Annotated in this window: 23 protein-coding genes; 10 read left to right on the top strand and 13 right to left on the bottom strand. The window is 69.4% G+C overall.

The genetic code is table 11. The features are described 5' to 3' along the window. Positions 1 to 12: 12 nt before the first annotated feature. Positions 13 to 2,577: a CaiB/BaiF CoA-transferase family protein gene (locus E5P3_RS27145; RefSeq protein ID WP_162588789.1), complete on the bottom strand. Its 2,565-nt coding sequence runs from the start codon at positions 2,575 to 2,577 to the stop codon at positions 13 to 15. A 53-nt stretch (positions 2,578 to 2,630) separates the two neighbouring features. Between E5P3_RS27145 and E5P3_RS27140 the strand changes: the two genes are divergently transcribed. Both E5P3_RS27140 and E5P3_RS27135 read left to right on the top strand, forming a co-directional pair. Beyond that, positions 2,631 to 3,608, top strand: coding sequence for a Bug family tripartite tricarboxylate transporter substrate binding protein (locus E5P3_RS27140; RefSeq protein ID WP_162588788.1), 978 nt, complete (start codon positions 2,631 to 2,633; stop codon positions 3,606 to 3,608). Continuing rightward, positions 3,605 to 5,287 (top strand): AMP-binding protein, encoded by a 1,683-nt coding sequence (locus E5P3_RS27135; RefSeq protein ID WP_162588787.1) that lies wholly within the window; start codon positions 3,605 to 3,607, stop codon positions 5,285 to 5,287. Before E5P3_RS27140 ends, E5P3_RS27135 begins: the two co-directional genes overlap by 4 nt. On the opposite strand, the gene E5P3_RS27130 is transcribed toward E5P3_RS27135, so the two are convergent. Then, positions 5,284 to 6,063, bottom strand: a complete 780-nt coding sequence (locus E5P3_RS27130; protein ID WP_232073335.1) for a FadR/GntR family transcriptional regulator — start codon at positions 6,061 to 6,063, stop codon at positions 5,284 to 5,286. The two genes, E5P3_RS27135 and E5P3_RS27130, sit on opposite strands and share 4 nt — an antisense overlap. A 79-nt stretch (positions 6,064 to 6,142) precedes the next feature. Between E5P3_RS27130 and E5P3_RS27125 the strand changes: the two genes are divergently transcribed. Continuing rightward, entirely contained in the window at positions 6,143 to 6,955 is an 813-nt protein-coding gene (locus tag E5P3_RS27125) for an SDR family NAD(P)-dependent oxidoreductase (protein ID WP_162588785.1), read from the top strand. A 58-nt stretch (positions 6,956 to 7,013) separates the two neighbouring features. Here the strand turns inward: E5P3_RS27125 and E5P3_RS27120 are convergent, their stop codons facing one another. Then, the gene (locus E5P3_RS27120) at positions 7,014 to 8,213 is read right to left on the bottom strand and encodes an MFS transporter (RefSeq protein WP_162589897.1); all 1,200 of its coding nucleotides are present in this window, start codon (positions 8,211 to 8,213) and stop codon (positions 7,014 to 7,016) included. Continuing rightward, entirely contained in the window at positions 8,204 to 9,301 is a 1,098-nt protein-coding gene (locus E5P3_RS27115) for a CaiB/BaiF CoA transferase family protein (protein WP_162588784.1), read from the bottom strand. Before E5P3_RS27115 ends, E5P3_RS27120 begins: the two co-directional genes overlap by 10 nt. A gap of 191 nt (positions 9,302 to 9,492) precedes the next feature. Between E5P3_RS27115 and E5P3_RS27110 the strand changes: the two genes are divergently transcribed. Both E5P3_RS27110 and E5P3_RS27105 read left to right on the top strand, forming a co-directional pair. Next, entirely contained in the window at positions 9,493 to 10,251 is a 759-nt protein-coding gene (locus E5P3_RS27110) for a FadR/GntR family transcriptional regulator (protein WP_162588783.1), read from the top strand. Positions 10,252 to 10,360: 109 nt separating this feature from the next. Beyond that, complete coding sequence (locus E5P3_RS27105; RefSeq protein WP_162588782.1) at positions 10,361 to 11,593, top strand: amidohydrolase family protein; 1,233 nt, start codon at positions 10,361 to 10,363, stop codon at positions 11,591 to 11,593. 60 nt (positions 11,594 to 11,653) lie between these two features. Here E5P3_RS27105 and E5P3_RS27100 read toward each other — a convergent pair whose 3' ends face one another. The 4 genes from E5P3_RS27100 to E5P3_RS27085 are packed head-to-tail and all read right to left on the bottom strand — an operon-like array spanning position 11,654 to position 14,386. Then, positions 11,654 to 12,412 carry a FadR/GntR family transcriptional regulator gene (locus E5P3_RS27100; RefSeq protein WP_232073333.1) on the bottom strand — a complete coding sequence of 253 codons (759 nt, stop codon included), beginning with the start codon at positions 12,410 to 12,412 and terminating at the stop codon, positions 11,654 to 11,656. An 18-nt stretch (positions 12,413 to 12,430) separates the two neighbouring features. Next, a complete protein-coding gene (locus E5P3_RS27095) occupies positions 12,431 to 12,757 on the bottom strand; it encodes an NIPSNAP family protein (protein ID WP_162588781.1) in 327 nt (108 codons plus the stop codon). 16 nt (positions 12,758 to 12,773) lie between these two features. Then, positions 12,774 to 13,196, bottom strand: a complete 423-nt coding sequence (locus tag E5P3_RS27090; protein WP_162588780.1) for a Zn-ribbon domain-containing OB-fold protein — start codon at positions 13,194 to 13,196, stop codon at positions 12,774 to 12,776. Beyond that, complete coding sequence (locus tag E5P3_RS27085) at positions 13,193 to 14,386, bottom strand: thiolase family protein (protein ID WP_162588779.1); 1,194 nt, start codon at positions 14,384 to 14,386, stop codon at positions 13,193 to 13,195. Before E5P3_RS27085 ends, E5P3_RS27090 begins: the two co-directional genes overlap by 4 nt. A gap of 77 nt (positions 14,387 to 14,463) precedes the next feature. Here E5P3_RS27085 and E5P3_RS27080 point away from each other — a divergent pair, with 77 nt between their 5' ends. From E5P3_RS27080 to E5P3_RS27070, 3 genes are read left to right on the top strand one after another with little or no spacing between them, the layout of a single operon-like run. Continuing rightward, the gene (locus E5P3_RS27080; RefSeq protein ID WP_197893989.1) at positions 14,464 to 15,423 is read left to right on the top strand and encodes a flavin reductase; all 960 of its coding nucleotides are present in this window, start codon (positions 14,464 to 14,466) and stop codon (positions 15,421 to 15,423) included. After that, entirely contained in the window at positions 15,420 to 17,180 is a 1,761-nt protein-coding gene (locus E5P3_RS27075; protein WP_162588777.1) for an FAD-dependent oxidoreductase, read from the top strand. The genes E5P3_RS27080 and E5P3_RS27075 overlap by 4 nt, the downstream gene beginning before the upstream one ends. Further along, entirely contained in the window at positions 17,164 to 17,496 is a 333-nt protein-coding gene (locus E5P3_RS27070) for an NIPSNAP family protein (protein WP_162588776.1), read from the top strand. Before E5P3_RS27075 ends, E5P3_RS27070 begins: the two co-directional genes overlap by 17 nt. A 35-nt stretch (positions 17,497 to 17,531) precedes the next feature. On the opposite strand, the gene E5P3_RS27065 is transcribed toward E5P3_RS27070, so the two are convergent. The 3 genes from E5P3_RS27065 to E5P3_RS27055 are packed head-to-tail and all read right to left on the bottom strand — an operon-like array spanning position 17,532 to position 21,303. Further along, positions 17,532 to 18,695, bottom strand: a complete 1,164-nt coding sequence (locus E5P3_RS27065; protein ID WP_162588775.1) for a phospholipase A — start codon at positions 18,693 to 18,695, stop codon at positions 17,532 to 17,534. After that, entirely contained in the window at positions 18,692 to 19,123 is a 432-nt protein-coding gene (locus tag E5P3_RS27060) for a hypothetical protein (protein ID WP_232073332.1), read from the bottom strand. Before E5P3_RS27060 ends, E5P3_RS27065 begins: the two co-directional genes overlap by 4 nt. Then, a complete protein-coding gene (locus E5P3_RS27055) occupies positions 19,120 to 21,303 on the bottom strand; it encodes an ATP-dependent helicase (RefSeq protein WP_162588774.1) in 2,184 nt (727 codons plus the stop codon). Before E5P3_RS27055 ends, E5P3_RS27060 begins: the two co-directional genes overlap by 4 nt. A 102-nt stretch (positions 21,304 to 21,405) precedes the next feature. Here E5P3_RS27055 and E5P3_RS27050 point away from each other — a divergent pair, with 102 nt between their 5' ends. Continuing rightward, positions 21,406 to 22,416 carry an AEC family transporter gene (locus E5P3_RS27050; RefSeq protein ID WP_162588773.1) on the top strand — a complete coding sequence of 337 codons (1,011 nt, stop codon included), beginning with the start codon at positions 21,406 to 21,408 and terminating at the stop codon, positions 22,414 to 22,416. 19 nt (positions 22,417 to 22,435) lie between these two features. On the opposite strand, the gene E5P3_RS27045 is transcribed toward E5P3_RS27050, so the two are convergent. After that, a complete protein-coding gene (locus E5P3_RS27045; protein WP_232073331.1) occupies positions 22,436 to 23,077 on the bottom strand; it encodes a hypothetical protein in 642 nt (213 codons plus the stop codon). Between the two features lie 202 nt (positions 23,078 to 23,279). Between E5P3_RS27045 and E5P3_RS27040 the strand changes: the two genes are divergently transcribed. Next, complete coding sequence (locus E5P3_RS27040; protein WP_162588772.1) at positions 23,280 to 23,489, top strand: hypothetical protein; 210 nt, start codon at positions 23,280 to 23,282, stop codon at positions 23,487 to 23,489. Between the two features lie 62 nt (positions 23,490 to 23,551). Here E5P3_RS27040 and priA read toward each other — a convergent pair whose 3' ends face one another. After that, on the bottom strand, positions 23,552 to 25,648 hold the full coding sequence (priA, locus tag E5P3_RS27035; protein ID WP_162588771.1) for a replication restart helicase PriA: 2,097 nt from the start codon (positions 25,646 to 25,648) through the stop codon (positions 23,552 to 23,554). Positions 25,649 to 25,893 lie beyond the last annotated feature (245 nt).

The raw sequence follows: 25,893 nt of genomic DNA, 5'->3' as shown, positions 1-25,893 counted from the left end.
CGCGCTTCGCGTTCAGATGACGCCGTCGTCCGCCAGCGTGCGGATCTCCGCCAGGCCGTAGCCCAGCAGTTCGCCGAGCACGTACTCGTTGTCCTCGCCATAGAGCGGCGCGCCGCGATCGGGCAGGCCGCCGACATGGGCGGGTGACCTGGACAGCCGCGCCGGCAACGCGGCGATCGGCCAGGTGCCGATGCGCGGCGCCGTGACCTCGGTCAGCCACTGCTGGTGCGCAAGCTGCGGATCGTGCTCGCAGCGGTCTTCCGCGGTCTGGCACACGCCGGCGGCGACGCCGTGCGACTGCAGCAGCGCCATGCAGGCGTAGCGTTCCTGGGTGCGGGTCCAGCCTTGCAGCGCGTCGTCGAGTTCGTCCTGGTGGGCGATGCGCGAGGCGAGCGTGGCGAAGCGCGGGTCGCGTAGCGCGACGGGGTCGCCTGCAGCATGCACCAGGGCCTGCCAGTCCGCGTCATCGAAGCAGGCGATCGCGATCCAGCGGTCCTCGCCCGCGCAACGGTAGGCGCCATGCGGCGCCGCGGGCACATAGGGCGAGCGGTTGCCCGTGCGGGCGAAGGGCCTGCGGTGCAGCGCCCACTCCAGGCACTGCACACCGGTCAGCATCAGTCCGGACTCGCATTGCGAGGCGTCGATCCACTGCCCTTCGCCCGTGCGCTCGCGGTGCAGCAGGCCGGCGAGGATGGCCTGTGCGAAGCCGTAGGCGCCCATCCAGTCCAGGTACGAATAGCCCCATCCGGCCGGCGGGGCGGGCTCGGGCAGGCCCGACATCTCGCTGATGCCGGTGAAGGCGGCGGCGATCGGCCCGACGGTGCGCATGCGCCCGTAGCGGCCGTGCGCGCCCATGCCGGACTGCTGCACGTAGACGATGTCCGGCCGGATCTGCTTCAGTTCCTCATAGCCCAGGCCCCAGCGGTCCATCACGCCGGGGGAGAAGCCCTCGGCCACCACGTCGCTGATCGCCACCAGGCGGCGCGCGATCGCCAGGCCGCGCGGGTCGCGGATGTTGAGCGACAGGCCGCGCTTGCCCGCGTTCTTGTGGTTGTAGTGGCCGCCCATGGCCGGGTCGTCGACGCCTGGCAGCGGGCCCGTCGCGTGGCGGCGCGCCTCGCGGCCGCCGACCGGCGCCATCGCGCCCAGGCGGCTGTCGAGGTTGTCCTTCCACTCCACCTTGATGCATTCCGCGCCCAGTGCCGTGACCATGCGCGTGCCGCCCGCGGAAGCGAGGAACCACGAGAAGTCGAGGATGCGGATGCCTTGGAGGGCAAAGGGCTTGCCGCTGGCCGAGGCGGCGATGCGGGCGGGCCGCGATGTGCGCGAGGCCGTGTCGCGGCGCCCGGCCTGCAGGCCCTGCGGTGCTTCGCCTTGCGGCTGCCTGCGATCGCCGGGCGACGGTGCCGGCCGCGCGGCGACCCAGGCGGTGGTCGAGCCGACCCACTTGCTGCGGGGGTAGGGCAGGCCGTCGATCCACGCGAAGGTTCCGCGCGCTCGCCAGTGTGGATCGTCGATGTTCTCGTGCGGCTTGCGCAGCGGCGACCACATCAGTCCGTGCTCCTGTGCCTGCTGCCAGGGCAGGTCCCGAAAGCGGAAGCTGCGCACGAAGCGCTGCACCACCTCGAAGACATGCGCCTTGTGCGCGTCGAAGGGGGTGGCGCCGGGCACGTCGCGCTTCTTCGGGTCGCGATGCGGGTCCGGGCCGGTCAGGTCGTGCGCCATGCCCCAGGACGACAAGAACTCCACCAGCTTCTCTTCTTCGGCCGCGGTCACCATCCAGCCCAGGTTCCAGCGCCCGTCCTTCGTCTGCGCGAGCGGCGTCGTCGGGTTCGGCAGCTCGGCCGAATGGCGGCAGGTCTGGCGGTGCTGATGCGCGGCGCGCATCACCCAGGACATGAGGTCCATCTCGGTGGAGACCGAAACTGCGGTGTGGATCGCGCAGCTCACGTCCTGGCCTTGGCCGGTACGCGCGCGGTGCATCAGCGCGCCCAGGACACCGATCAGCGCCTGCTCGCTCGCGATGTGGCCAGCATGGAAGGCCTGGGGCGCGATCGGCGGAAGGTCGTAGCGGCCATGCGGGTCCGGGTCGTAGCCGGTGTTCATCATCACCCCGCCCAGCGCGAGGTGGACAAGGTCGCTGCCGCGGAAATCCTTCCACGGCCCGTCGTCGCCGAAGGGCGTGATGCGCGCGGTGACGAGCGCAGGGCAATGCTGCTGCAGCTGCGCAAGCGTGAGCCCGGTCGCGGCTTCCAGTTGCGCCAGGCTGCCGCACAGGAACACGTCGGCCTGCGCCAGCAACGCCAGCAGCGAGGCACGATCCGCGGCGCCCGGCAGGTCCAGCACCATCGAATCCTTGTCGCGGTTGTAGGCCTGGAAGTAGAGCGATCGACCGTCCTGCGCGAAGGGCGGCAGGCGCCGCGAGGCCGTGCCGCCGGGCGGCTCGACCTTGGTGACGCGCGCGCCGAGGCCTGCCAGCAGCAGGCCGCAGTACTCCGCCTCCGGCTCGCACAGCTCCACCACGCGCAGGCCTTGCAGCAGCCCAGGATCGTCAGAATAATTGAATGGTTGGACCATTTGGACTATTATAGGCACCCTTGCCTCTTTCCAGAAACCCAGGAGACACCCTCATGAACATGGCCCGCCTGCTCGCCGCTGCCGCGATGCTCATGGCGGCGACGAGCTCGTTCGCGCAGAACGCCGCCGCCACCTATCCCTCCAAGCCCGTGACCATCGTGGTGCCGTTCTCCGCGGGCGGCGCGACCGACCTGTCGGCGCGCATGATCGCGGCGCTCCTGACCCGGCAGCTGGGCCAGCCCTTCGTGGTCGAGAACCGCGCCGGCGCCGGCGGCATGATCGGCATGGGCGCCGTGGCCCGCGCGCAGCCGGACGGCTACATGCTGGGCTGGGGCGGCAACAGCCCGATGAGCGTCACGCCCCACATCACCCGCAATCCGCCCTACGACCCGCAGAAGGCATTCGCGCCAGTGAGCCTGGCGGCGATCTCGTCATGGACGCTCGCCTCCAAGGCCGAGCTGCCGGCGAACGACTTCGCCGAGCTGGTGAAGCTCGCCAAGTCGCAGCCGGGCAAGATCACCATCGCGTCCTCGGGCAACGGAAGCGCGCCTCACCTGCTGTCGGAGCTGTTCAAGCAGTCCGCGGGCATCGATCTGCTGCACGTGCCCTTCAAGGGCGAGATCGACGGCGTCAACGCCATGCTCGGCGGGCAAGTGGACCTGATGTTCACCTCCACCTCGGCGGCCACGCCGCTGCTGAAGGCCGGCAAGCTCAAGGGCTTCGCCGTGACCACGCCCAAGCGCGAGCCGGCGCTGCCGCAGTACCCCACGATGGCCGAGGCGGGCCAGCCGGACCTGACCATCGAGATCTTCTTCGGCCTGGTCGCACCGGCCGGCACGCCGCAGCCGGTGGTGGACAAGCTGGCCGCCGCAATGAAGACCGCCGTGGCCGACGCCAACTACAGCGAGACGATGGCGAAGGCCGGGGTCGCCGCCACCAGCAGCACGCCGGACGAATTCGCGGCGCTGCTGAAGCGCCACAACCAGCGGTGGCTCGCGGTCATCAAGCGCAACAACATCACCTCCGAATGACCTCCGCCGCCCCGGACATGGCGCCGAACGCCGACACCGCCGTCAATGCCGACACCTACGCGCTGCGCGACCTGAACTTTCCGAAGCTCCTCGCGAAGTTCGCGCGAAGCGCGCGCGACAAGGTGTTCCTCACCGAGACCGCCACCGGGCGCACCTTCACGTATGGCGAGATCGACGCCTGGACCGGCCGGGTGGCCCATGCCCTGCAGGGCTTCGGCGTGGTGCGCGGCGGACATGCCGGCCTGCTCATGGGCAACTCGGCCGAGCATCTGGCGGTGTTCCTCGCCATCAGCAAGATCGGCGCGGTATCGGTGCCGGTGAACACCGCCGCGCGCGGCGAGCTGCTGCGCTACTACCTGGGGCAGTCCGACTGCGAGACGGTGATCGTCGATGCCTCGCTGGCCTCGCGCCTGCAGGAGGTGCTCCCGCTGCTGCCCCTGCTCAAGCGCGTGATCGTGGTGCGCACCGGCGAGGAAGGGGAGGGGACGGTTTCGCCGCCCGGCGCGATCGAGGCGGCGGACTTCCACGCGCTGGTCGACGGCGCGAGTGCCGCGCCCTTCGAGCCGGCCGTCGAGCCGCGCTTCTGCGATCTCGTGCTGATCGCCTACACCTCCGGGACCACCGGACCGTCCAAGGGCAGCATGCTGTCCCAGGCGGCGGCGCTCACCTACGGCACCAGCGCGGCCGAGGCACAGGGCTACCGCGCCTCGGACATCTTCTATGTCTGCCTGCCGCTGTTCCACAACAACGCGCTGCTCGCCGCCACCGGCGCGGCGCTGGTGTGCGGGGCCTCCGTCGTGCTGTCGCGGCGCTTCTCGGTATCCAGGTTCTGGGGCGAGATCCGCGAGTCGAAGGCCACCATCACCAACTTTCTCGGCGCGATGTCCAGCTTTCTCTGGAGCCAGCCGCCGTCGCCGGCCGACGCGGACCACTGCCTGCGCCTGGTGAGCATGGCGCCCACGCCGAAGTACGCGGCCGAGTTCGAGAAGCGCTTCGGCCTGCGGGCGATGAACAACTACGGCCTGTCGGACTACGGCATGGTCACCTCGTTCACGCAATGGGACCCGCGCGACAAGCTGGGCTCCATCGGCCGGCCGCGGCGCGGCGTGCAGGTCCGGATCGTGGACGACGACGACTTCGAGCTGCCGCCGGGCGAGGTCGGGGAGATGGTGCTGCGCTTCGACGAGCCGTGGCGCGGCACGATGGGCTACTACAAGATGCCCGATGCGACGCTGGCCTCGCGCCGCAACCTGTGGTTTCACACCGGCGACCGCGGCATGTGCGACGAGGACGGCTACCTCTACTTCGTGGACCGCAAGAAGGACTGCATCCGCCGGCGCGGCGAGAACATCTCGGCCTTCGAGGTCGAGCAGATCATCGCCACGCATCCCGACGTGGCCGATGCCGCCGTGTTCCCGGTGGCGACGCAAACGAACGACGAGGAGGTGGCCGCCGTGGTCGTGGCGAAGCCCGGCACGCGGCTCGACGAACGGCAGCTGGTCGAGCACTGCCAGCGCAACATGGCCTACTTCATGGTGCCGCGCTACATCCAGTTCCGCGCGTCGATGCCCACCACCATGAGCCAGAAGGTCGAGAAGTTCCGGCTGCGCCAGGAGCTCGAGGCCGGCCTCTCGCAGGCCTGGGACCGCGAGGCGGCGGGGGTGGTGCTGGCGCGCTAGGCCCTGGCGCCGGAGGGCGCCGCCGCCTTCACCATGTAGCTGCGGTGGAGCTTGGTCAGCGCCGAGCTCATCTCCGCCACCGCCTTCTCCGCATCGCGAGCGCGCAGATGCTTCAGCAGCCGCTTGCGGGAGGGATGCGTGTAGGTCTGCTCGTCGGTCGGGCCGATCGCCTTCACGAACTGCCGGGTGATCTCCATGATCCCCTCGGTCGTCGCGATCAGCACCGGGTTGTGCGTGGTCCGGGCCAGCATCACATGGAAGGCCTGGTGGTGCCGCGTGCGCTCCTCGAAATCGCCGGCCTTTCGCGCTCGCTCGGCAGCCGCGACGTTGGCTTCCAGCGCCGCGATCTCCTCGTCGGTGATGCGCTCGCAGGCCATGCGGATCACGGCGGCGCTGATCGAGATGCGCGCCTCGGTCAGGTGCTCGGGCGTGATCGCCCCCAGGAAGTAGAGATCGCGCATCCCCGCCACCACGGCATTGGAACTCCCCGGGAGCACGAAGGCGCCGCCGGTTGCGCCCAGCCGCAGCTCGATCAGCCCGCTCAGCTCCAGCGCACGCAGCGCCTCGCGCATGGTGTTGCGGCTCACGCCGAAACGCTTCGCGAGCTCGCGCTCCGGCGGCAGCTTGTCGCCTGGGCGAAGCTTGCCTTCGGAGATCAGCCGCCGCAGCTGGTTCGCCACCTCCTGGAAGATGCGCTGCGGATTGATGGGGACGACGTCGAAGCTGTCATGGACTGGAGCGCGGGGCATGGCCGGGATCGTAGCGGCTGCGGGCATGGGGTGTCGCGTTGACTAAATGGTTGGACCAATGATATTATGGTCCGATGCTGAATGCCATCTTTCTGAAGAGGCCCGCGTGACACTGCCCCTGCAAGGCCAGGTGGCCATCGTCACCGGCGCCGCGCGCGGCCTGGGCCGCGGCTACGCGCTGCGCCTGGCGAAGCTGGGCGCGGATGTGGTGATCGCCGATGTCGACCTCGCCTCCGCGCGCGAGTTCGGCGAGGAACTCACGGCTCCCGGCGTGCCCGAGGAGGTCCGCGCCCTCGGGCGCCGCAGTCTCGGGGTGCAGGGGGATCTGCGGAGGCGCGAGGGCGCGCAAGCCCTGGTGCAGAGGACGATGGCCGAGTTCGGCCGCATCGACATCCTGGTCAACAACGCGGGCGGCGCCTTCACGCCGGTGGAGCGCAGCCTGGCCTCGCAGATGACCGACGAGGACACCGACGCGATGCTCGACGTGAACTACCGCAGCGCGCTCTGCTGCAGCCAGGAGGTGCTTCCCGCGATGCGTGCCCAAGGCTCGGGCGTGATCGTGAACGTCGCCACCATGGCCGCGCTCGACGCGTCGCGCACGGCGGGACGGCTCGCCCCTTATGCAGTGGCCAAGAGCGCGGTGCTGACCCTGACGCGCTACCTGGCAGCCGAGGTGGGGCCGGACGGTATCCGCGTCAACTGCATCGCTCCGGGCTCGATGCTCACCGAGCGTATCCGCAAGCACGCCGCCGCGCGCGGCATGCAGAACGAGAAGGAGCTGAGGCGCATCCCGCTGCGCCGCTTCGGCGAGGTGGAGGACTGCGCCAACGTGCTGGAGTTCCTGGTCACACCGCTCTCTGCCTATGTGACGGGGCAGTGCATCTCGGTGTGCGGTGGACAGGTGCTGACGCCATCGTGAGCCGCAGTCGCCGTGCTCCTCGAGGTCTGGTCGCTGCTCGCGGCGGGCCGCGCCTTCGCTATCCGGCGGCGATGGCGGCAGCGCGCCGTCGCAGGGACACGGCGAATCCGATGCCGATGGTCGCCAGCGCCGCAGCGGGCAGCAGCAGCAGGGCCGCGTAGGCCTGCAGGTCGACCAGGCCGCCGAAGGCCACCACGCCGAGCGACTGGCCGGTGAACAGGCTGAAGGAAAAGAGCGAGACGGCGCTGCCGCGCGCCTGCGGCGCCATCTGGGTGGCGTGCGTCTGCAGGGTGTTGTGGTACAGGTAGGTGCCGAAGCCGAGCAGCACCGCCAGCGGCGCGGCGGCCGACCAGTGCGGCAGCAGCCACAGCCCGGCCAGCGCGGTGGCCATCAACAGGCCGCCGGCTGCCGCCATCCGGATTTCGCCGAGCGAGCCGACCACACGGCGCGCGCAGACCGCATAGGCAAGGCCGCCCACCGCGTACAGCGCCGAGACGGCGGAGGCTGCGGCCAGACCGAGTCCTTCGCGCGCGTGCAGGTAAGTGGGCAGGTAGCTGAGCGCGCCGAGCAGGAAAACGCCTTCGAGGAACACCGCCACCAGCACCACGCGCGCCCACGGCTGCGCGAGCACGGCGCCGAGGCCGCCGCGGCCGGCCGCGGGCGCCGCCGTCGCGAGCGCCGCCATCGCCGCACCGGTGCGCGAGGGTTCGCGCCACAGGAGCGCGGCGACCGTCCAGTAGCCCACGCTCAACACCACGAAGGCCCCGCGCCAGCCCAGCGCCGTCTCGGCGCACAGGCCGCCCAGCAGCTGGCCGATCACCATTCCCGAGAGGGTGCCGAGCAGCAGCCGCGCCAGCGTGGCCTGCCGCGCCTCGTACGCCACCGCGTCGCCGATCCAGGCCATCGCGAGCGGCACGATGCCCGCGGCGGCCATGCCCCACAGCGCACGCCAGGCCAGCAATGCGTCGAAGGAGCCCGCGAGCGCCGCGGCGGCCGAGGCCGCGCCGGAGCCGGCGAGGGCGAGCGTCATCATGCGCTGCTTGCCGAAGCGGTCCGCGAGCGGGCCGGACACGAGCTGCATCAGCCCGTACGCCACCGCGAAGGCGACGATGAGGCTGCCCGATTCACCCGCGCTGCGCTGGAACTCGGCGGCGAAGCGCGGCAGCAGCGAATCGCACACGCGCAGCGCCGCGGCGCTGAAGAAGGCCGCGGCTGCGAGCAGCGGCACCGGCGCGCGAGGCGCCCCGGTCATTGCCAGCGGCCGAGCACGTCGGAGACGGGCGTGGGCTCCTTCGGCGCGGGCCCCTGGATGCGCGAGGGCGTGCGGGAGAAGCGCGGGGCGGGGGCCGGCTGGCTGATGCCGTCAACGTCGACGAAGGTGCGGCGTGCGAGGTTGTGCGGATGGGCCTGCGCCTTCGACAGGGGCAGCACGGGCGCGAAGCACACGTCGGTGCCTTCCAGCGCCTGCGTCCATTCCGCCTGGGTCTTGCGCCTGAAGATGCGGGCGAACTCGTCGTGAAGCCGGGGCCACTGTGCCCGGTCGTTCTGCGCGCCATGCAGCTCGGGCGGCACGCCCACGCGTTCGCAGAACTCCGCGAAGAACTGCGGCTCGATCGCGCCCAGCGTCACATGCTCGCCGTCGGCCGTCTCGTACACGCGGTAGTAGGGCGCGCCGCCGTCCAGCAGGTTGCTGCCGCGCCGCTCGCTGAACACCCCGCGCAGCTGCTGGCTCACGAAGTTGGTCATGAGCGAGGCAGCACCGTCGGTCATGGCCGCATCCACCACCTGGCCGCGGCCGGACAGGCCGGCTTCCCGCAGTGCCGCCAGCACGCCCACGATCAGGTAGAGGCTGCCGCCGCCGTAGTCGCCGATCAGGTTCAGCGGGGGGACCGGCGCGCCGTCCTTCGGGCCGATCGCGTGGAGCGCACCGGTGATGGCGATGTAGTTGAGGTCGTGGCCAGCCGCCTGCGCGAGCGGGCCTTCCTGGCCCCAGCCTGTCATGCGGCCGTAGACGATGCGCGGGTTGCGCGCGAGCACGGCCTCTGGGCCGAAGCCGAGGCGCTCCATCACGCCGGGGCGGAAGCCCTCGATCAGCACGTCGGCTTTCTCCAGCAGCTGGTAGACCTGCTCGCGCGCGGCGGCGTCCTTCAGGTCCGCCAGCACCACGCTGCGGCCGCGGCCCGTGATGTTGTGCCGCTCGCCGAGCTTCTTGCCCGGGCGGTCGACGGTGACGACGTCAGCGCCCATGTCGGACAGCAGCATGCAGGCGAAGGGACCGGGGCCGATGCCGGCGAACTCGACGACGCGCAGGCCCTTCAGCGGGCCGGACCGGGAAGCGGGATTCATCAGGGTCTCCAGGGGGAAATGGGTGGCGAGAATGCCGCGGGCCCTCGAACCGGCAGCAGCAGGGCCATCCGGCGTGCGGTGGCCATATTCTCATTGTATTGGTCTGTCCATTGCAAATCCAGGAGATTAAGCTTGTCCGACCCTTTCCCGTGTTGGGCTATCCTCGATCAACCCAACCACATCGAGAAGCAATGGCAACCACTCCGCAGCTGTCCTTCCAGGAGGTCAAGACGCGCCGCGTCTTCGAGGAGATCTGCGAGCAGATCCGCAAGCGCCTGGCCTCCGGCGTGCTCAAGCCCGGCGACAAGCTGCCGGCCGAGCGCGACCTGGCGGTGGAATTCAAGGTCAGCCGGCCGGCGGTGCGCGAGGCCTTGCGCACGCTGGAGATCTCTGGCGTCGTCTCGCTGCAGAAGGGCGTCAAGGGGGGCGCCTTCATCCGCGACGGCAATCCGGCGCTCCTCACGCAGTCGCTGCAGGATCTGATGTTCCTGGGCCGTGTGTCACTGGCCGGTCTGGCCGAGGCCCGCCGGCTGATCAACAAGATGGTGGTCGAGCTGGCCTGCGAACGCGCCACGGAGGAGGACTTCACCGCCATCGAGCGCAACATCGCCGAGATCGAGAACACCGAGGACCTGCAGCGGCGCGCCGACGAGGGCGTGCGCTTCTTCGGCCTGATCGCCCGCGCCACCCGCAACGAGGTGCTGACGATGCTGGTCGATTCGCTGTCGGACATCATCCGCTACGTGATCGAACGCACGGGCCGCAAGGCCCGCCCGGAGCTGGTCCCGGTGCGCCGCCGCATCCTGAAGGCGCTGCGCGCACGCGATCCCAAGGCGGCCGCCAAGGGCATGGACGAGTACCTGACCATCGTCCAGGAAGGCATGGACGCCGAGCCGGCTGCTGCCGTGCCGGCGCCGGCCCGCAGGATCGCCGCCAAGACGGCCCGCTGATACGCCCCTGCCCCGGCGCGGGGCTTGACAGGGACCGTTCGCTGTTTAGAATGGTCAAACCATTCAAACCGAACCGGTTCAACCTTCCATTCCCCATCGAGGACCTGTCATGACCGAGATCGTCGTCAACGAAGCCAATCAATGGCGCCTGAACACTCCCGGCTCCGCCGGCTGGGAGAAGTCGCCGCAACCGGGTGCGCCCGACAAGTACCTGATGATCTCGTCGGACACGCACGCCAACGAGCCCGGCAACCTGTGGGCCGAGCGCATCGACGCCAAGTACCGCGACCGCCTGCCCAAGGTGTGGATCGACGAAAAGGGCGTGCAGTGGCGCAAGATGGAAGCGTCCGAACAGCCGGACCGGCTGATCCTGGCCAAGCTGGAGGGCGAGGACCTGGCCCGTTCCAGGGCCGGCGCCACCGCCTCCGAGCGCGGCCCGAGCGTCGAGCAGCGCCTGAGCGATCTGGAGCTGGACGGCATCGATGGCGAGATCATCTTCCCGGGCAAGGGCCTGGGCATGTGGTACACCTTCGACCCCGATTTCGCCCACGCGCAGTGCGAGGTCTACAACACCTGGGCCTGGGAGAACTTCGGGCCCCACGTCGAACGCCTGTCGCCCGCCGCCGCGCTGGCCACCGGGAACGTCGAGGCCACGCTCAAGGAGGTCGACCGCTGCCTGAAGCTGGGTTTTCGCCACTTCACGCTGCCGTGCAAACCGCTCTTCGGCCCCCCCAAGACCAACGAGCTGAACTACAACAAGGTGGAGTTCGACCCGATGTGGGCGCGCTTCGTCGAGGCCGGCGTGCCCGCCACGTTCCACGTCTCCACCGGCAAGGACCCTCGCACCACGCGCGGCCTGGGCGGCGCCGTGGTGAACTACGTCGTGCACTCGCTGTCGCCGACGCTGGAGCCGCTGGTGAACATCTGCGCCTCCGGCGTGGCCGAGCGCTTCCCGGAGCTGCGATTCGGCAGTGTCGAGGCCGGCATCGGCTGGGTGCCGTGGATGCTGGACGCAATGGACGAGGCCTACCTCAAGCACCACTTCTGGGTGAAGCCCAAGCTGAAGATGCTGCCCTCGGACTACTTCAAGGCGCGCGGCTTCGCGACCTTCGGCGAGGACCGCGCCGGCCTCGGGTTGATGGAGGAGCACGGCCTGCAGGACAACTTCATGTGGGCCAACGACTATCCCCACCACGAGGGCACCTGGCCGCACTCGGCGCAGGCGATCGAGCGCCAGATGGGCCATTTGAGCGAGGTCTCGCGCCGCAAGGTGCTGGGCGAGAACGCCGCGCGCGTGTTCGGCTTCAAGGAAGTCGCCGCCAAGTACGGCTACAAGTTCTGAGCGGCGAGCGCGGCGAAAGCGGCGTTCACGCAGCGGCTGCGGCTCCCGCGGCCGCGCGGCTCACTGCTTGCGGGAGTTCCACAGTTCCATGTAGTTCGCCTGCAGGCGCTCCAGGAACTTGTTCATCTCCGCGACCGCGGCGTCCGCATCGCGCGCACGCAGGTGCTTGAGCAGCCGGCGGCGCGAGGGCAGGGTGTAGGCGTTGTCGCTCGGCCCGATCGCCTTGACGAACTCGCGCATCACCTCCATCACGCCTTCCATGGTGATCTGGATGATCGGGTTGCGGGTGGCCACGGCGAGCAGATTGTGGAATTCGCGGTGCAGGTCCGCGCGCTCCTGGAAGTTGCCGGCCTTGGTGGCCTTGGCGGCCAGCGCCACGTTCTCTTCGAGCGCTTGCAGGTCTTCCTCGGTCAGGCGCTCGCAGGCCACGCGCACCACGATGTCGCTGAGCCAGACGCGCGCCTCGGTCAGGTGCTCGGGCTTGATGGCGCCGAGGTGGTACAGGTCGCGCAGGCCGTTGACGATCACGCCGGAGCTGCCGGGCAGCACGAAGGCACCACCGGATGCACCCTTGCGCAGCTCGATCATGCCGCTCAGCTCGAGCGCTCGCAGCGCCTCGCGCAGCGTATTGCGGCTGACCTTGAACTTGGCGGAGAGGTCGCGCTCGGCAGGGAGCCGGTCACCGGGCTTGAGGCGGCCGGTGGCCACCAGCTCGCGGATCTGCGCCGCGATTTCCTCGAACGCGCGCGAGGGCGCGATGGGCTCGAATCCCAGGGAGGACTCTGAGGCTTCTTTCGGGCGGAAGTCGGCGTGGATCACGGCGCGGATTCTACCGTCTCACTTCAGCGAGAAAGGCGCCGCGGCAAGCAGTTCGTTCGAGATCTTCTGGACCAGCGGCCCGTCCTTGTCGGTCTCGGCCAGGGCCTTCTGCCATTCGGGATCGGCCCGGAACGCCGTCCATGCGCGGTCCCGTTCCTCGTGCGACTGCCACTGCAGCACGTACTTGAGCTGCGTGTTGTCTTCGCCGACGGCGACGGTGAACACCGGCGTGATGCGCTGGATGCGGTGCTTGTCGAAAAGCCCGACGGTGACCGTCTCGAAGCGCTTGAGCGCGGCGGCCAGCTTGCCGGGGGCGCAGGTGTAGGTGCGGAATTCGTAGAACATGGGTTGCTCCTTTTCTCTAGACAGGACGCGAAGCGAGCAGCGGCCCGTCTTCGTACTTCAGCACGACGAGCTCGACCGGCATGCCGCACTGGAAGGGCTTGCCTGGTCGCTCGACGAGCCGGGTGGCGATGCGCAGGCCGATCTCCAGGTCGACCACGCACACGGCGTAGGGCGCCTCGTCGACGAACACCTTGGGCGCGGCATGGATGCGGGTCCACGTATAGAGCGTGCCGCGCCGGCCCAGGTCCTTCCACTGCATGCGGTCCGACCAGCAGTGGGGGCATACGGGCTTGGGCGGGAAGGTGAACTTGCCGCAGGCGTCGCAGCAGGTGGTCTGCCACCGGCCGGCGCCCAGGCCTTCCCAGAAGGTCTGCGTGAAGGCCGACACGCGCGGCGGGTAGGCGCGCTGGCGCGGCACGGGGATCAGATCGAGTGTCATCGTTGCGCCTCCAGGACGTGCACGAGCGCAGCGTTGTAGTTGCCGAGCTCGCCGGTGGCCAGCCCCAGCCGGGCGTCCGCGACCTGGCGTTCGCCGGCGCGGCCGCGCAGCTGGTCGGCCATTTCGCAGTAGTTGTAGAGCGAGGTGACGTAGGCCGGATGGCCGCGCGAGGTCAGGCCGCCGGAGGTCGAGATGGGGATCTGCCCGCCGAGCTTCGTGCGCCCCTCGGCCGCGGCCGGTGCGCCTTCGCCGCGGCCGAAGAAGCCCACGGCCTCGCTCACCAGCACCTCGACGACGGTGCAGGGCGCGTAGAACTCCGCGAGGTCGATGTCCGCGGGCGCGATCCCGGCCTGCCGGTAGGCGGTGGCCGCGGCCTCCTTGGCTGCGATCAGCTCGGTCATGTCGTTGGGCACCTCGTTGATCTGGTGCGAGCCGTCGTGGCAGAAGCCGCGGCCGCGCACCAGGGCATAGGGCCGGCCCAGCGACTTTGCCACCTCCTCCGATGCCAGCACCAGGCAGGCGGCCCCGTCGCTGCGGCCCGGCACGTCGTAAAGGCCGAGCGGCTCCACGATCGGGCGCTGCTCCAGCACCTCCGGCAGCGTGATCGGCTTGCGGTACTGCGCCAGCGGGTTCATCGAGGCGTGCCAGCGGTTCTTGACCGCGACCGCGCCGAAGTGTTCGCGCGTGGCGCCGTATTCGTGCATGTAGCGCATGGCGTCCATGGCGTACCAGCTGATCGGGATGAAGCCGCTCGAGGCGTGGAAATCCACGTCGCCGGTGGTGCGCATGCTGCTCATCGCATGCTCGGAGGCCGGGGTGGCCGCCTCCATGTTGATGCCCAGCGCGAGCGCGACATCGGTGCGTCCGAGCAGGATCTCGTCGCAGGCTCGATCGAAGCAGACCGCGCCCGTCATGCCGTTGCCCATGACCTCCAGCACGCTTCCGGTGCATTGGAGGCGCAAGTGGCTGACCAGGAAAGTGGAGAAGTACTTCTGCAGCGTGTAGGGCCTGGGCAGCGTCAGCACAAGGCTGCCGATGTCCTTCTTCTCGACGCCGGCATCCGCGACCGCCTCGACCACCAGCCGGGTCATGATCTCCTGCTCCAGGACCTGCAGTGGCTCTTCCGCCTTGGTCTGGTAACGGCCGACCGGGATCGCGCTGGTGCCGATGATGGCAACTCGACGAGTCATTGGGTGGGTCCCCTTGGGTTGAAATGGCAGTCCAGTATATCTATAATGGTCAAACCATTCAACGTTCGGAGCTGCCAGTGACGACCCTGACCCCCGCGCCCGCCGATCCGCAGGCCGCCTTCGACTCGCGGGCCTTCCGCAACGCGCTCGGCAGCTTTCCCACCGGCGTGGCCATCATCACCACGACGGGGCCCGACGGCAAGCCGATCGGGCTGACGTGCAATTCATTCAGCTCGGTGTCGCTGGAGCCGCCGCTGGTGTCCTGGGGGCTGCGCCTGGCGAGCAAGAGCCTGGAGGCCTTCCGCCAGGCCGGTGCCTTCGCCATCAACGTGCTGGCGGAGGACCAGAAGGAGCTGTCGGCGCGCTTCGCCAGCGGCGCCGTCGCCGACAAGTTCGACGGCGTGGCCTGGGCGCCGGGCCACCGCGGGCTGCCGGTGATCGCGGGCAGCGTCGCCACCTTCGAATGCGACAAGTTCGCCGAGCACCTGGCGGGCGACCACGTGCTCTTCCTGGGGCACGTGGCACGCTTCGACCACGGGCGCGAGGAAGCCTCGCTGGTGTTCTACAAGGGCGCCTACATGATGCTGACGCAGTCGCTGCGCGAGCTCGCCGCCAGCGGGCGGATGGATTCGGCCCACCTCGACCAGGCACGGCGCCTGATCAACTGCATGCTGCTGCGCCTGGCCTGCCAGAACGGCTCGCCGGACGACTTCGACGCCATCGAGCGCAACATCGTCGAGATCGAGAACTATGCCGGTGCGGCCCAGCGCGCCGAGGCCAGCATCGAATTCTTCCGCCTGGTCACGAAGGCAGCGCACAACGACGTGCTGGTCGTCGTGGCCGAGACGCTGACCACCCTGGTGCGCCATGTGCTGCAGACCGACACGACGCTGCGCGCCCGTCCCGAACTGGTGCCGGTGCGCAGGAAGATCCTCGCGCATATGCGCGAGCGCGACCCCGACGCGGCGGAATGCGAGATGAGCCACTACTTCGACCAGCTTCGCCGCGATGTCGCGGCCCAGGAGGCACACACATGAAGATGAGCGACCTGCCCACGACCGAATGCGATGTGCTGGTGATCGGCTCCGGCGCCGGTGGACTGTCGACAGCCATCACGGCCAGGAAGAACGGCCTGGACGTCATCGTCGTCGAGAAGGAGCCGGTGTTCGGCGGCACCACCGCGTTCTCCGGCGGGGTGCTGTGGATCCCGCTGTCGCCCCATGCGAAGAAGGCCGGCTACGCGGACACGCGCGAGGAGGTGATCCGCTACATGAAGGCCGAGACCGGCCGCTGGTACGACGGCCCGGCGGTGGAGGCCTTCATCGACAAGGGCCCGGAAATGGTGGCGTTCTTCGAGCGCGAGACCGAAGTCCGCTTCATCCCGACGCTGTACCCCGACTACCACCCCGACGCCGAGGGCGGCGCAGACATCGGCCGCTCGATCCTCGCCGCGCCCTACGACATTCGCGAGCTGGGTCCGGAGATGGCGCGCCTGCGCCCGCCGCTGGCCACCATCACCTTCATCGGGATGATGTTCAACTCCGCCAACGCGGACCTGAAGCACTTCTTCCGCTTCACCAAATCGTTCACCTCGTTCAGGTACGTGGTGAAGCGCGTGCTCAACCACCTGAAGGAGCTGGCGCTGTACCGCCGCGGCATCAACGTGACGAGCGGCAACGCGCTGGCGGCGCGCCTGGCGAAGTCGGCGCTCGACCTGAAGATCCCGATCCGGACGAGCACGCCGGCGCAGGAGTTGATCGTCCACGACGGCCGCGTGACCGGTGCGATGGTGAAGGGGCCCGAGGGGCTGCAGCGCATCGTCGCGCGCAAGGGCGTGGTGCTGGCCGGCGGCGGGTTCTCGCACGACACGCAGCGCATCGCCCGCGCCTACCCGCACGTGCAAGCCGGCGGCGAGCATTTCTCTCCCGTGCCTCGGGGCAACACCGGTGACGGGGCGCGCCTGGCGGAAAAGGCCGGAGGCCGCGTCGAGATCCGCTTCAGCTCGCCGGCGGCCTGGATGCCGACCTCCAAGGTGCCGCTCGGCAAGGGCGAGTACGGAGCCTTCCCGCACCTGCTGGACCGCTACAAGCCCGGCATCATCGGCGTGCTGAAGAACGGCAGGCGCTTTACCAACGAGTCGAACTCCTACCACGACGTGGGCGCGGCAATGGTCGCGGCGGGGCAGGGGCCGGACACCGGCATGTGGCTGGTCTGCGACCAGGCCACGATCGGCAAGTACGGCCTGGGCTATGCCAAGCCGGCGCCCATGCCGCTCGGACCCTTGGTGCGCAACGGCTACCTGGCCAAGGGCGCGACGCTGCGCGAGCTGGCGCAGAACGCGGGCATCGACCCGGACGGGCTGGAGCAGAGCGTGCGCGAGTACAACGAGGGCGCCGTGCAAGGCGTCGACCGCCAGTTCGGCCGCGGCACCACATCCTTCAACCGCTACCTGGCCGACCCGGACAACAAGCCCAACCCCTGCGTCGCACCGGTCGGCGACGGCCCTTACTACGCGCTGCGCATCGTGATGGGCGACCTGGGCACCTTCGACGGCATCACCACCGACGTGGTGGGCCGCGTGCTCGATGCGCAGGACCAGCCGATCGCGGGCCTGTACGCGGTGGGCAACGACCGCGCCAGCGTGATGGGCGGCAATTACCCCGGCGCCGGCATCACGCTGGGGCCGATCATGACCTTCGGCTACATCACAGGGCGCCACCTGGCCGGGCTGGAGCCGTCGCTGTCGTCCCGCAGTGCGAACACTTCGAAGGAAGCAGATGCAATACCCGCCTAAAGCGCTGGTCGACCACCGCATCTACACGATCAGGCTGCGCAAGATGCCGGAGTTCCTGGACGTGTTCAACCGCCTCGCGATGCCGATCCTGAGGGAGACGCTGGGCACGCCGCTCGGCTTCTACGTGAGCCATGTCGGCCCGCTCAACCAGTTCGTGCACCTGTGGGGCTACGACGACCTGGCGGACTATGAACGGCGGTGCAAGGCGCGCGATGCGCATTCGGCCTTCCCGGCCTACCTGCAGGCCTCGGAGCACCTGATCGTGGCGCAGGAAACGCGGCTGATCAAGGCGGTGGAGATGATGCCGGCGCGATAGCCGAATCCTGCGGTGCCTGCGAACCGCCGCCGGATTCAGAAGTCGACCAGGCTCAGCCCGATGCTCAGTACCGTGCGCTTTCGGTTGTAGTCGACCAGGGTGTCGCCGTAGCCGTGGAACAGCTGCGTGTGGAAGCGCAGGTTGCTCCTCGCCGAATCGCCGAGAGACTTGAGCCATTCGAGCCGCACCGATCCGCGGCCGCTCTCGCGCAGGTTGTTGCGCACCGTCATGGCGAGCGTGTTGTCCTGGTTGAGATTCCAGCGGCCCGTGATTTCGGCGCGGCCGATGTAGTTGGAGATGTCGGGGTTGTCGTCGTCGGCGCCGCTCTCGTGCAGGCGCTGCCAGATGCGGCCGGTGATGGTGAAGCGGTCGTCCAGCTCCATGCCCCCCATCAGGTAGAGGCGGTTCCAGCTGCGCGAGTAGGGCAGGCTCTGGCCGTTCGACTGGTGCACCAGGCCGACGCCCGCATAGCGCCAGCGCCAGCCACCCGGCAACCGGTAGTCCGTCGGGTAGACGTAGATCAGCTCGGGCTCGTGGTCGGTGGTGCGGAAGGGCCGCGAGATGTCGCCGTTGAAGACCTGCCAGGTCGACTGCTGGCTGTAGCCGAACCACAGCGAGTCCTTCTTGACCGGGTCGTTCTGCGTCAGCATGCCCTGGGCGAGCTTGGTGCGCACGGACAGGCCGATACGCATCTCGTTGGCCTGGTACGGGATGTAGGTGCCGGTGTGGCCGGCCGCCGGCGAGGCCGGCGTGTCGGGCTTGTGGTTCGAGGTCGCGAACGACACGTTGAGCGGCCTGTAGCCGCGGAAGCTGAAGGTGCCGCAGTCGCTGCCGTCCTCGAGTTCCCAGAAGCGCGAGAGCGCGGAGTACTGGCCGTCGCGGCAGCCCTCCGCGGTCGCGACGGAGACGACGCGCGTGGCGGGCACGGCGGCGTCCACCGGCGCGGGCGGCTGCGTGCCGGCGAGCACCGGCGGCGCCGCGGGTACCACGGCCGCCGGCAGCGTCTGCTGCTGGGCCCAGCGGTCGAAGCAGGCCAGGCGTGCCTCCTTGTCGCTCGCGAGCCGCTGGCACTGCTGCCAGGTCAGCTGCGCGTCGGCCAGCGGGCTGGCCGGTTGCTGCGCGGGCTGGGCCTGCGCGAGCGCCATGCCGAGGCCGGCGAGGAGCGCCGCGAAGGTGGTGGTGATGCGTGTGTGTTTCATTGCCAACTGCCAGTCTTGTTCAGCACGAAGGGATGCGTGCTGTCGTCGGACGCGTTGCGCCACGTTCCCCTGAATTCCTTGCCGCAGGAGCCCGGCTGGAGCTCGCCCAGCCAGTTGCCGCTGATGGCGCGGCCGTCCATCGACTCGTCGATGCTGAGCAGGCCCTCGTCGTCGATGTCGCCCGCGAGCTGCGCCACCGTCGGCGGCTTCCCGCCGCTCTCGCGCGTGATGGTGCCGCGTACGCCTTCGTAGTCGGGATGCCTCGCCAGCTGCACGCGCGCGATGCCCGGGACGCCTTCGATGCGCGCCTCCCAGTGGCCGTAGAGCGCGCGCGCGGGCAGCTCGCGGCCGTCCGCAGGGCAGGCCTGCTGGGCCAGGGCGCCGCCGGCAGCCAGGCCCAGGGCCAGCAGCAGCAGCCGGCGCTTCATGAGCCTGCCGCGGCCGCTGCTGCTGCCGCCGCGTTGTCCTGGGCCTTGCGCGCGAACTCGGCGCGCAGCGCCTTGAGCTTCTCGCGCGGATCTTCCTTGATGGTCTTCTTGTCGAGCGCCATCTCGGCGATGAAGCGGCTGGGCTGCGCCGGCACCATCTCTCGGCCCTGCTTGCGGCGCTTGGTCCAGCTCACGGCCAGGCTGCGCTGGGCGCGCGTGATGCCCACGTACATCAGGCGACGCTCCTCCTGCAGGCGCGTCAGCGTTTCGTCGCTGACTTTCTGCTGCCGGCCACCATCGTCCTCGAGCTTGAAGGGCAGCAAGCCCTCGTTCACGCCGATCAGCATGACGTGCGGCCACTCCAGGCCCTTGGACGCATGCAGGGTAGAGAGCGTGACCACGTTCTGATCCTTCTCGCGCTCGCTGATCGTGGAGAGCAGCGAGATGGTCTGCGCCACCTCCAGCAGGCTCTTGCGCTCGTTCTCGACCGTGGCACCGGAAGGACTTGCCCCCACGCTCGGCACTGACGTGTCCTCGCTGCCCCCCGAGCGGGCTCTCGCGGCTTGGAGCGGTCCGGCGCCGCTCGCGTCCGCGATCTGCCCGCCGCAGCGCTGCGACATCCAGTCGCAGAACTCGAGCACGTTGGTCCAGCGGCTGGCGGCAGCCTGCTCGCTGTCCTCGCCGTCATAGAGGTGCTTTTCGTATTCGATTTCCTTGAGCCAGTCGGCCAGGAAGGTGCGCGCATCCTCGGCGCCCATGGTGCGGCGTGCACGGTATTCGAGGTCGTTGATGTAGCGGCCGAACTCGTGCAGTCCCTCCTGGGCGCGCTTGGCCATCACGCTGGGGAGCGAGGGCGAGAACAATGCTTCGAACAGGCTCAGCTTGTACTGGCTCGCGAAGGTGCCGAGGCTGGCGAGCGTGGTGTGGCCGATGCCGCGCTTGGGGGTGGTCACGGCGCGCAGGAAGGCCGGGTCGTCGTCGTTGTTGACCCAGAGGCGGAACCAGCCGCACAGGTCCTTGATTTCGGCGCGGTCGAAGAAGCTCTGCCCGCCGGAAACCTTGTAAGGAATCTGCGCGCGGCGCAGGGCCTGTTCGAACACGCGCGCCTGGTGGTTGGCGCGGTAGAGAATCGCGAAATCGCGGAACTCCTTGAACTGCTGGCCCTGCGTGGTCGCAGCACCGCCGCGCAGGCTCTGGATGCGCGCCACGGCGCGCTCGGCCTCGTGCGCCTCGTTGTCGGCGTCGACCACGCGCACCGGCTCGCCCTCTCCCAGCTCGCTGAACAGGGTCTTGGGGAAGAGCTTGGGGTTCGGGCCGATCACGTTGTTGGCCGCGCGCAGGATGGCGCTGGTGCTGCGGTAGTTCTGCTCGAGCTTGATGACCTTGAGCGTGGGGAAGTCGACCGGCAGCTTGCGCAGGTTGTCCAGCGTGGCGCCGCGCCAGCCGTAGATCGACTGGTCGTCGTCGCCCACCGCGGTGAAGCGGCCGCGCTGGCCGACCAGCGCCTTCAACACCTCGTACTGCGTGGCATTGGTGTCCTGGTACTCGTCGACCAGCACGTGGCCGAGCGCGGCCTGCCACTTGGCACGTACGTCCTCGTGCTGCTGCAGAAGCTTGAGCGGCATGCCGATCAGGTCGTCGAAGTCCACGCTCTGGTAGGCAACCAGGCGCTCCTCGTAGCGCGCCATGATGCGCGCCGTGATGCGTTCGTTGTCGTCGGCCGCCTGGGCTTCCGCCTGCGCGGCGTTGAGGCCCATGTTCTTCCACTTGCTGATGGTCCACTGCCAGATGCGCGCCGTGGCAGCGTCGGTGGTGCCGCCGGCATCCTTCAGGATCTTGGTGACGTCGTCGCTGTCGAGGATGCTGAAGGCCGGCTTCAGGCCGAGCACGCCGCCGTCCTCGCGCATCATGCGCACGCCCAGCGCGTGGAAGGTGCAGACCACCACCTTGTTGGCATCGCGCCCGATCAGGCCCTTGGCGCGCTCGCGCATCTCGGTCGCGGCCTTGTTGGTGAAGGTGATGGCGGCAATGCGCTGGGGGGCCAGCCCGGATTGGATGAGCCGCGCGATCTTGTGCGTGATGACGCGCGTCTTGCCCGAGCCTGCGCCTGCGAGCACCAGGCAGGGACCATGGAGGTAGTTGACGGCTTCTTGCTGCGCGAGATTGAGACCGGAGGACATGAAGGCGGCGGAAGGGCGCAAAGCGGGCAATGATACGGGGCAGGCCCGATGCAAGGCTGTGTGAAAGCTGTGTCGCGATGTCGCACGACGACAATTGCCCGCGTGCTGCACATTCTTTCCGTCACGCTCCCTTTCTTCGCGCTGATCGCGGCCGGCTATGCAGCGGCACGCGGCGGGGCGCTGCCGCTGGGGGCCATTCCCGGCCTCAATGCCTTCGTGCTCTATTTCGCGCTGCCGTGCATGCTGTTCCGCTTCGGCGCGGGCGCGCCGATCGCGCAGCTGCTCGATGCCGGCGTGGGGCTGGTCTGGGGCGGCTGCGCGCTGCTCGTGGTCGGCGTCACGGTGGGGCTGGCGCGCCGGCAGGGCCTGGTCTGGAACGACGCGGCCTTCGGCGCGCTGGTGGCCGCCTTCCCCAACACCGGTTTCATGGGCCTGCCCCTGCTGATCGCGATTCTCGGGGCGCAGGCGGCCTCGCCGATGATCATCACCATCGCCCTGGACCTGGTGCTGACCTCCTCGCTGTGCATCGCGCTGTCGCGCCTGGACGGGGCCGATGCGCACGGCCCGGCCCGGGCGGCCCGGCAGGCCTTGCGCGGCATCGTGCAGAACCCGATGCCGTGGGCGATCCTGCTCGGCGGGCTGGCCTCGGCCACCAGTCTCGCCTTGCCCGGGCCGCTGGAGCGCACGATCGCGATGCTGGGCGATGCCGCCTCGCCGGTGGCGCTGTTCACCATCGGCGCCGTGCTGGCTCGCTCGGCAGTGCTGGTTCGCGAGCATCGTGCCAGCGCACGCGTGGGCGAGGCCATGGGCAGCGGAGTGCGGGCGCTTTCGCCGGCGCGGACTGCCGACCTGCTGTCGGTGGCGGCGATCAAGCTGCTGGCGCATCCCTTGCTGGTCTACGGTGCGGGACGCGCCGCGATGGCGCTGGGCCTGCCGCTGGAGCGCAGCGCGCTGGTGGTGATGGTGCTGGTGGCCGCGCTGCCGAGCGCGAGCAACGTGGCGATGCTGGCCGAGCGCTTCGGCGCCGACAGCGGGCGGATCGCGCGCATCATCCTGTGGACCACCGTGGCGGCCTTCTTCAGCTTTCCGCTGGCGGTGGGCTGGCTGCGCTGAGGCCCGGCTTCCCGGCTTCTCAGGGCGTGAGCACGCCGAGCTTGCGGGGGTGGGCGTCGGACAGCAGCTCGCAGCGCGACGTGTCCTGCCCCTGCGTGCCGTCGCAGTAATAGCTGTTGTACACGCGGCCGAAGAGGGTGGGCGTGGAGGTGAACAGCACGCCCTGGCCCGGTTGCCAGCGTTCCCTGGACGCGCCGCCGGCTTCGGGCCCGGCCGCTGTCGCGGTGAATTCGGCCAATGTCTTCTGCGCTTGCTCGCCGCGCCAGCGGCTGGCGAGTTCCTCCGGGCGTGGCCGCGCGGTCACCGGGATCAGCAGGCCGTGGACCTGGAAGCCGCGTCCGAAGCGGTGCCCCTTGCCGGCCAGGAAGGCATAGGCGCAGGCCGCGTGGCACTGGCCCTTCACCTCTGTGTCGACGCCGCTGGCGCGGATCGCGCGGGCGTATTCGCCGGCCGCCTCGGCCGTGCCGCCCAACGAGTTCTCGAACACCACGGTGCGCACTTTGCCGCTACCGAGCTCCTCGGTGAAGCGCTGGAGCGCGCTGCCGTCGAGCATGCCGCTGACCAGCAGGCGGCTGCCCTCCAGCTCTATTTCCGCCGCCTGTGCGCCCCAAGTCATCCCCGCCAAGGCCACGCCTCGCAGGACCGTCGACCAGCTTTTCACGCGAGGACCTTTCCGTTGCGGCCCGCCAGGGCCATGCCAAGAGCTTCGACACCGGTTTCGACCCGCGTCAACCCTTGTTTCAGAATATTGCCTACAGCCCCCGGTTGACTATTGGCCGATAGTGTTAACTATTCCGTTTGACTAATTCTTCTGTTTTCAAATGCCCTGCTAAAGTGGCGTCAAAACCCTGGGGGAAACTGCCATGACGACTTGGATGCGCTGGATGCTGTGTGTGGCGTGCCTTGCCACGGTGGGGTGGCTGTGGCACGCCGGTGCCTTGAGTGCCGTCCCGGCGCTGGCGACGGGCGCCGCCAGCATCCTGCTTTTCGCCTGGCCCGGCCACGGGCACCGCAAGCGCCGCACGGCGCTGCAATACATCGAGATGGGCAAGCAGCCGATCGGCATGCACTGAAGAAGGCGTGACCGAGCCCGCCCCTGCGCTTCGGGCTCGCGCAGGCGAAGCAGGCAGCGAGCTCAGATGCTTTGCGGGTCGACGTCGACCAGCCAGCGGATCACGCCCTTCCCCACGGGTTGCTTGCGCAGCTCATGCAGTACCGGCTGCCAGGCCGCCAGCAGGCGCTGCAAGGCCGCACGCGAAGCACTCTCGACCAGCAGCTGTGCCCTTTCCACGTTGGCCACGCGCTGGATCGCATGCGGTACGGGGGAATAGCGGGTCACCTGCTGCGCACCCTCCAGCCCCTCGGCGGCCGCGTTAGCGGCATGGAGAAAACCCTGGGCCGCCTCCTGCGTGCGGGCATCGGCACGCAGGAGGGCCTGGAAGGCCAGGGGCGGCATGCCGGCCGCCGCGCGCTCTTCCAACTCGCGCTGGGCAAAGGCGGGGTAGTCGTGCCGGCGCAAGGCGGCGAACAGGGCGTGCCGCGGGTGATGGGTCTGGATCCACATCTCGGCGGTGGAGCCCTGCGCCGACAGGTAGGCCGCATCGCGCCCGGCGCGCCCGGCCGACTGCATGAGCAGGCCGAACAGGCGCTCGGGCGCGCGGAAGTCGCTGGAAAAGAGCGCGCCGTCGGGATTCGCCGCCGCCACCAGCGTGATGCGCCGGAAGTCGTGACCCTTGGCGATCATCTGCGTGCCGACAAGCACGTCGACCTCGCCCGCGTGCACCGCCGCCAGTTGCGACTCGAGCGCGCCCTGCCGGCGCGTGCTGTCGGCATCGATGCGGGCGATGCGCACCGGGCTGCCGTCGGGCCGCTTCACGTCGGCGAACAGCTCGCCCAGGTGCTCCTCGAGCCGCTCGGTGCCGCGGCCCACCGGCGCGATGTCCGGGTTGCCGCAGGCGGGGCAGGCGCGCGGCACCCGTTCGGTAAAGCCGCAGTGGTGGCAGCGCAGCGTGCGGTCGATCTTGTGGAACACGCGGTAGGCGCTGCAGTGCGGGCATTCGCTCTTCCAGTCGCAGTCGCCGCAGGCCAGGACGGGCGCATAGCCGCGCCGGTTCAGGAACACCATGCTCTGCTCGCCGCGCGCCACCCGCTGGCCGATGGCGTCCAGCAGCGCGGCGGAGAGCACGGTACGGGGCGGTTGCAGGCCCATGTCGACCAGCCGCACCGCTGGCAGCGCCGCGGTGCCGATGCGCGAGGGCATCGCCAGGCGCACATAGCGCCCGCCGGCATCCTCGCCCTCCGCGGGGCGGCTCTGGTGCCAGCTCTCCAGCGACGGCGTGGCCGAGCCCAGCATCACCTTCGCGCCTTCGCGCCGGCCGCGCCAGACGGCCAGGTCCCGTGCCGAGTAGCGGGCGCCTTCCTGCTGCTTGTAGCTGGGGTCGTGCTCCTCGTCGACCACGATCAGCTCCAGCGCCGGGATCGAGGCGAACACCGCCATCCGGGTGCCGAGCACGATGCGCGCCACCCCGGCGTGCGCCGCCAGCCAGCTGGCCAGGCGCTGGGGATGGGTCATGCCGCTGTGCAGCGACACCACGGCGCCGCTGCCGAAGCGGTCCTTGAAGCGCGCCTCCAGCTGCGGGGTGAGGTTGATCTCCGGCACCATCACCAGCGCCTGGGCCTGCGGCTTGCGTTCTAACAGCGCCGCGACGGCCTGCAGGTAGACCTCGGTCTTGCCGCTGCCGGTGCTGCCGAAGAGCAGGAAAGGGCCGCTTTCGGCGTCGAAGCGCGCCAGTGCCAGCGCCTGCTCGGGCGTCAGCGTTGGGCCGCAGGGGGATGCCGCGGGTGCCGCGGGCGCCGCCTGTCGCTTGAGGCGGCGAGCCAGCTGCACTGCGCTCAGGTCGCGCAGCTGGGGTGGCAGCGCCGCCAGCGCGATCTCGCCCAGCGAGCGCTGGTAGTAGCGGGCGGCAAAGGCCACCAGGTCGCGCCACGCCGCGCCCAGCGGCGGCAGCGCGTCCAGCACGGCACCGATCGGCTTGAGTTCCACCGCGGCCGCCGCATCGTCGTGCATCGCGGCGGGTTGCGCCGACCACACCACCCCGAGTACCTCGCGGCGGCCCAGCGGCACCCGGACGAGCGAGCCGGGCGCCACGGGTGCGGGGCTCACGTAGCTAAGTAGATCCCCTAATGCGGCGTGCGCGGGAGTCTGGACCGCGATCTCGAGACGCCAGGTCAAGGCGCTCTTCCCATCGGAGCGGAGGTTAAAGGAACTTGGAGCAAAGCAGCCTAAGTCGTTGATTCGCCAGCGCTTTGGAACTGATCCAGAGTTCTTGTGGATAACTTTGTTGATATCGGAGCCCGACGCGCCGCCGGCCCTTGGAAATCAAGGCTTCCGCTGGAATGCCCGCAAAAAAAGCAAAATCCAAATTCCATATGAATCAACGACTTAGCGACGCTATCGCTTTAGGAGCGGGGCGTGCG

This window comes from Variovorax sp. RA8 (assembly GCF_901827175.1).
Lineage (GTDB): Bacteria > Pseudomonadota > Gammaproteobacteria > Burkholderiales > Burkholderiaceae_C > Variovorax.
This window is presented reverse-complemented; position numbering and strand designations above follow the sequence as displayed.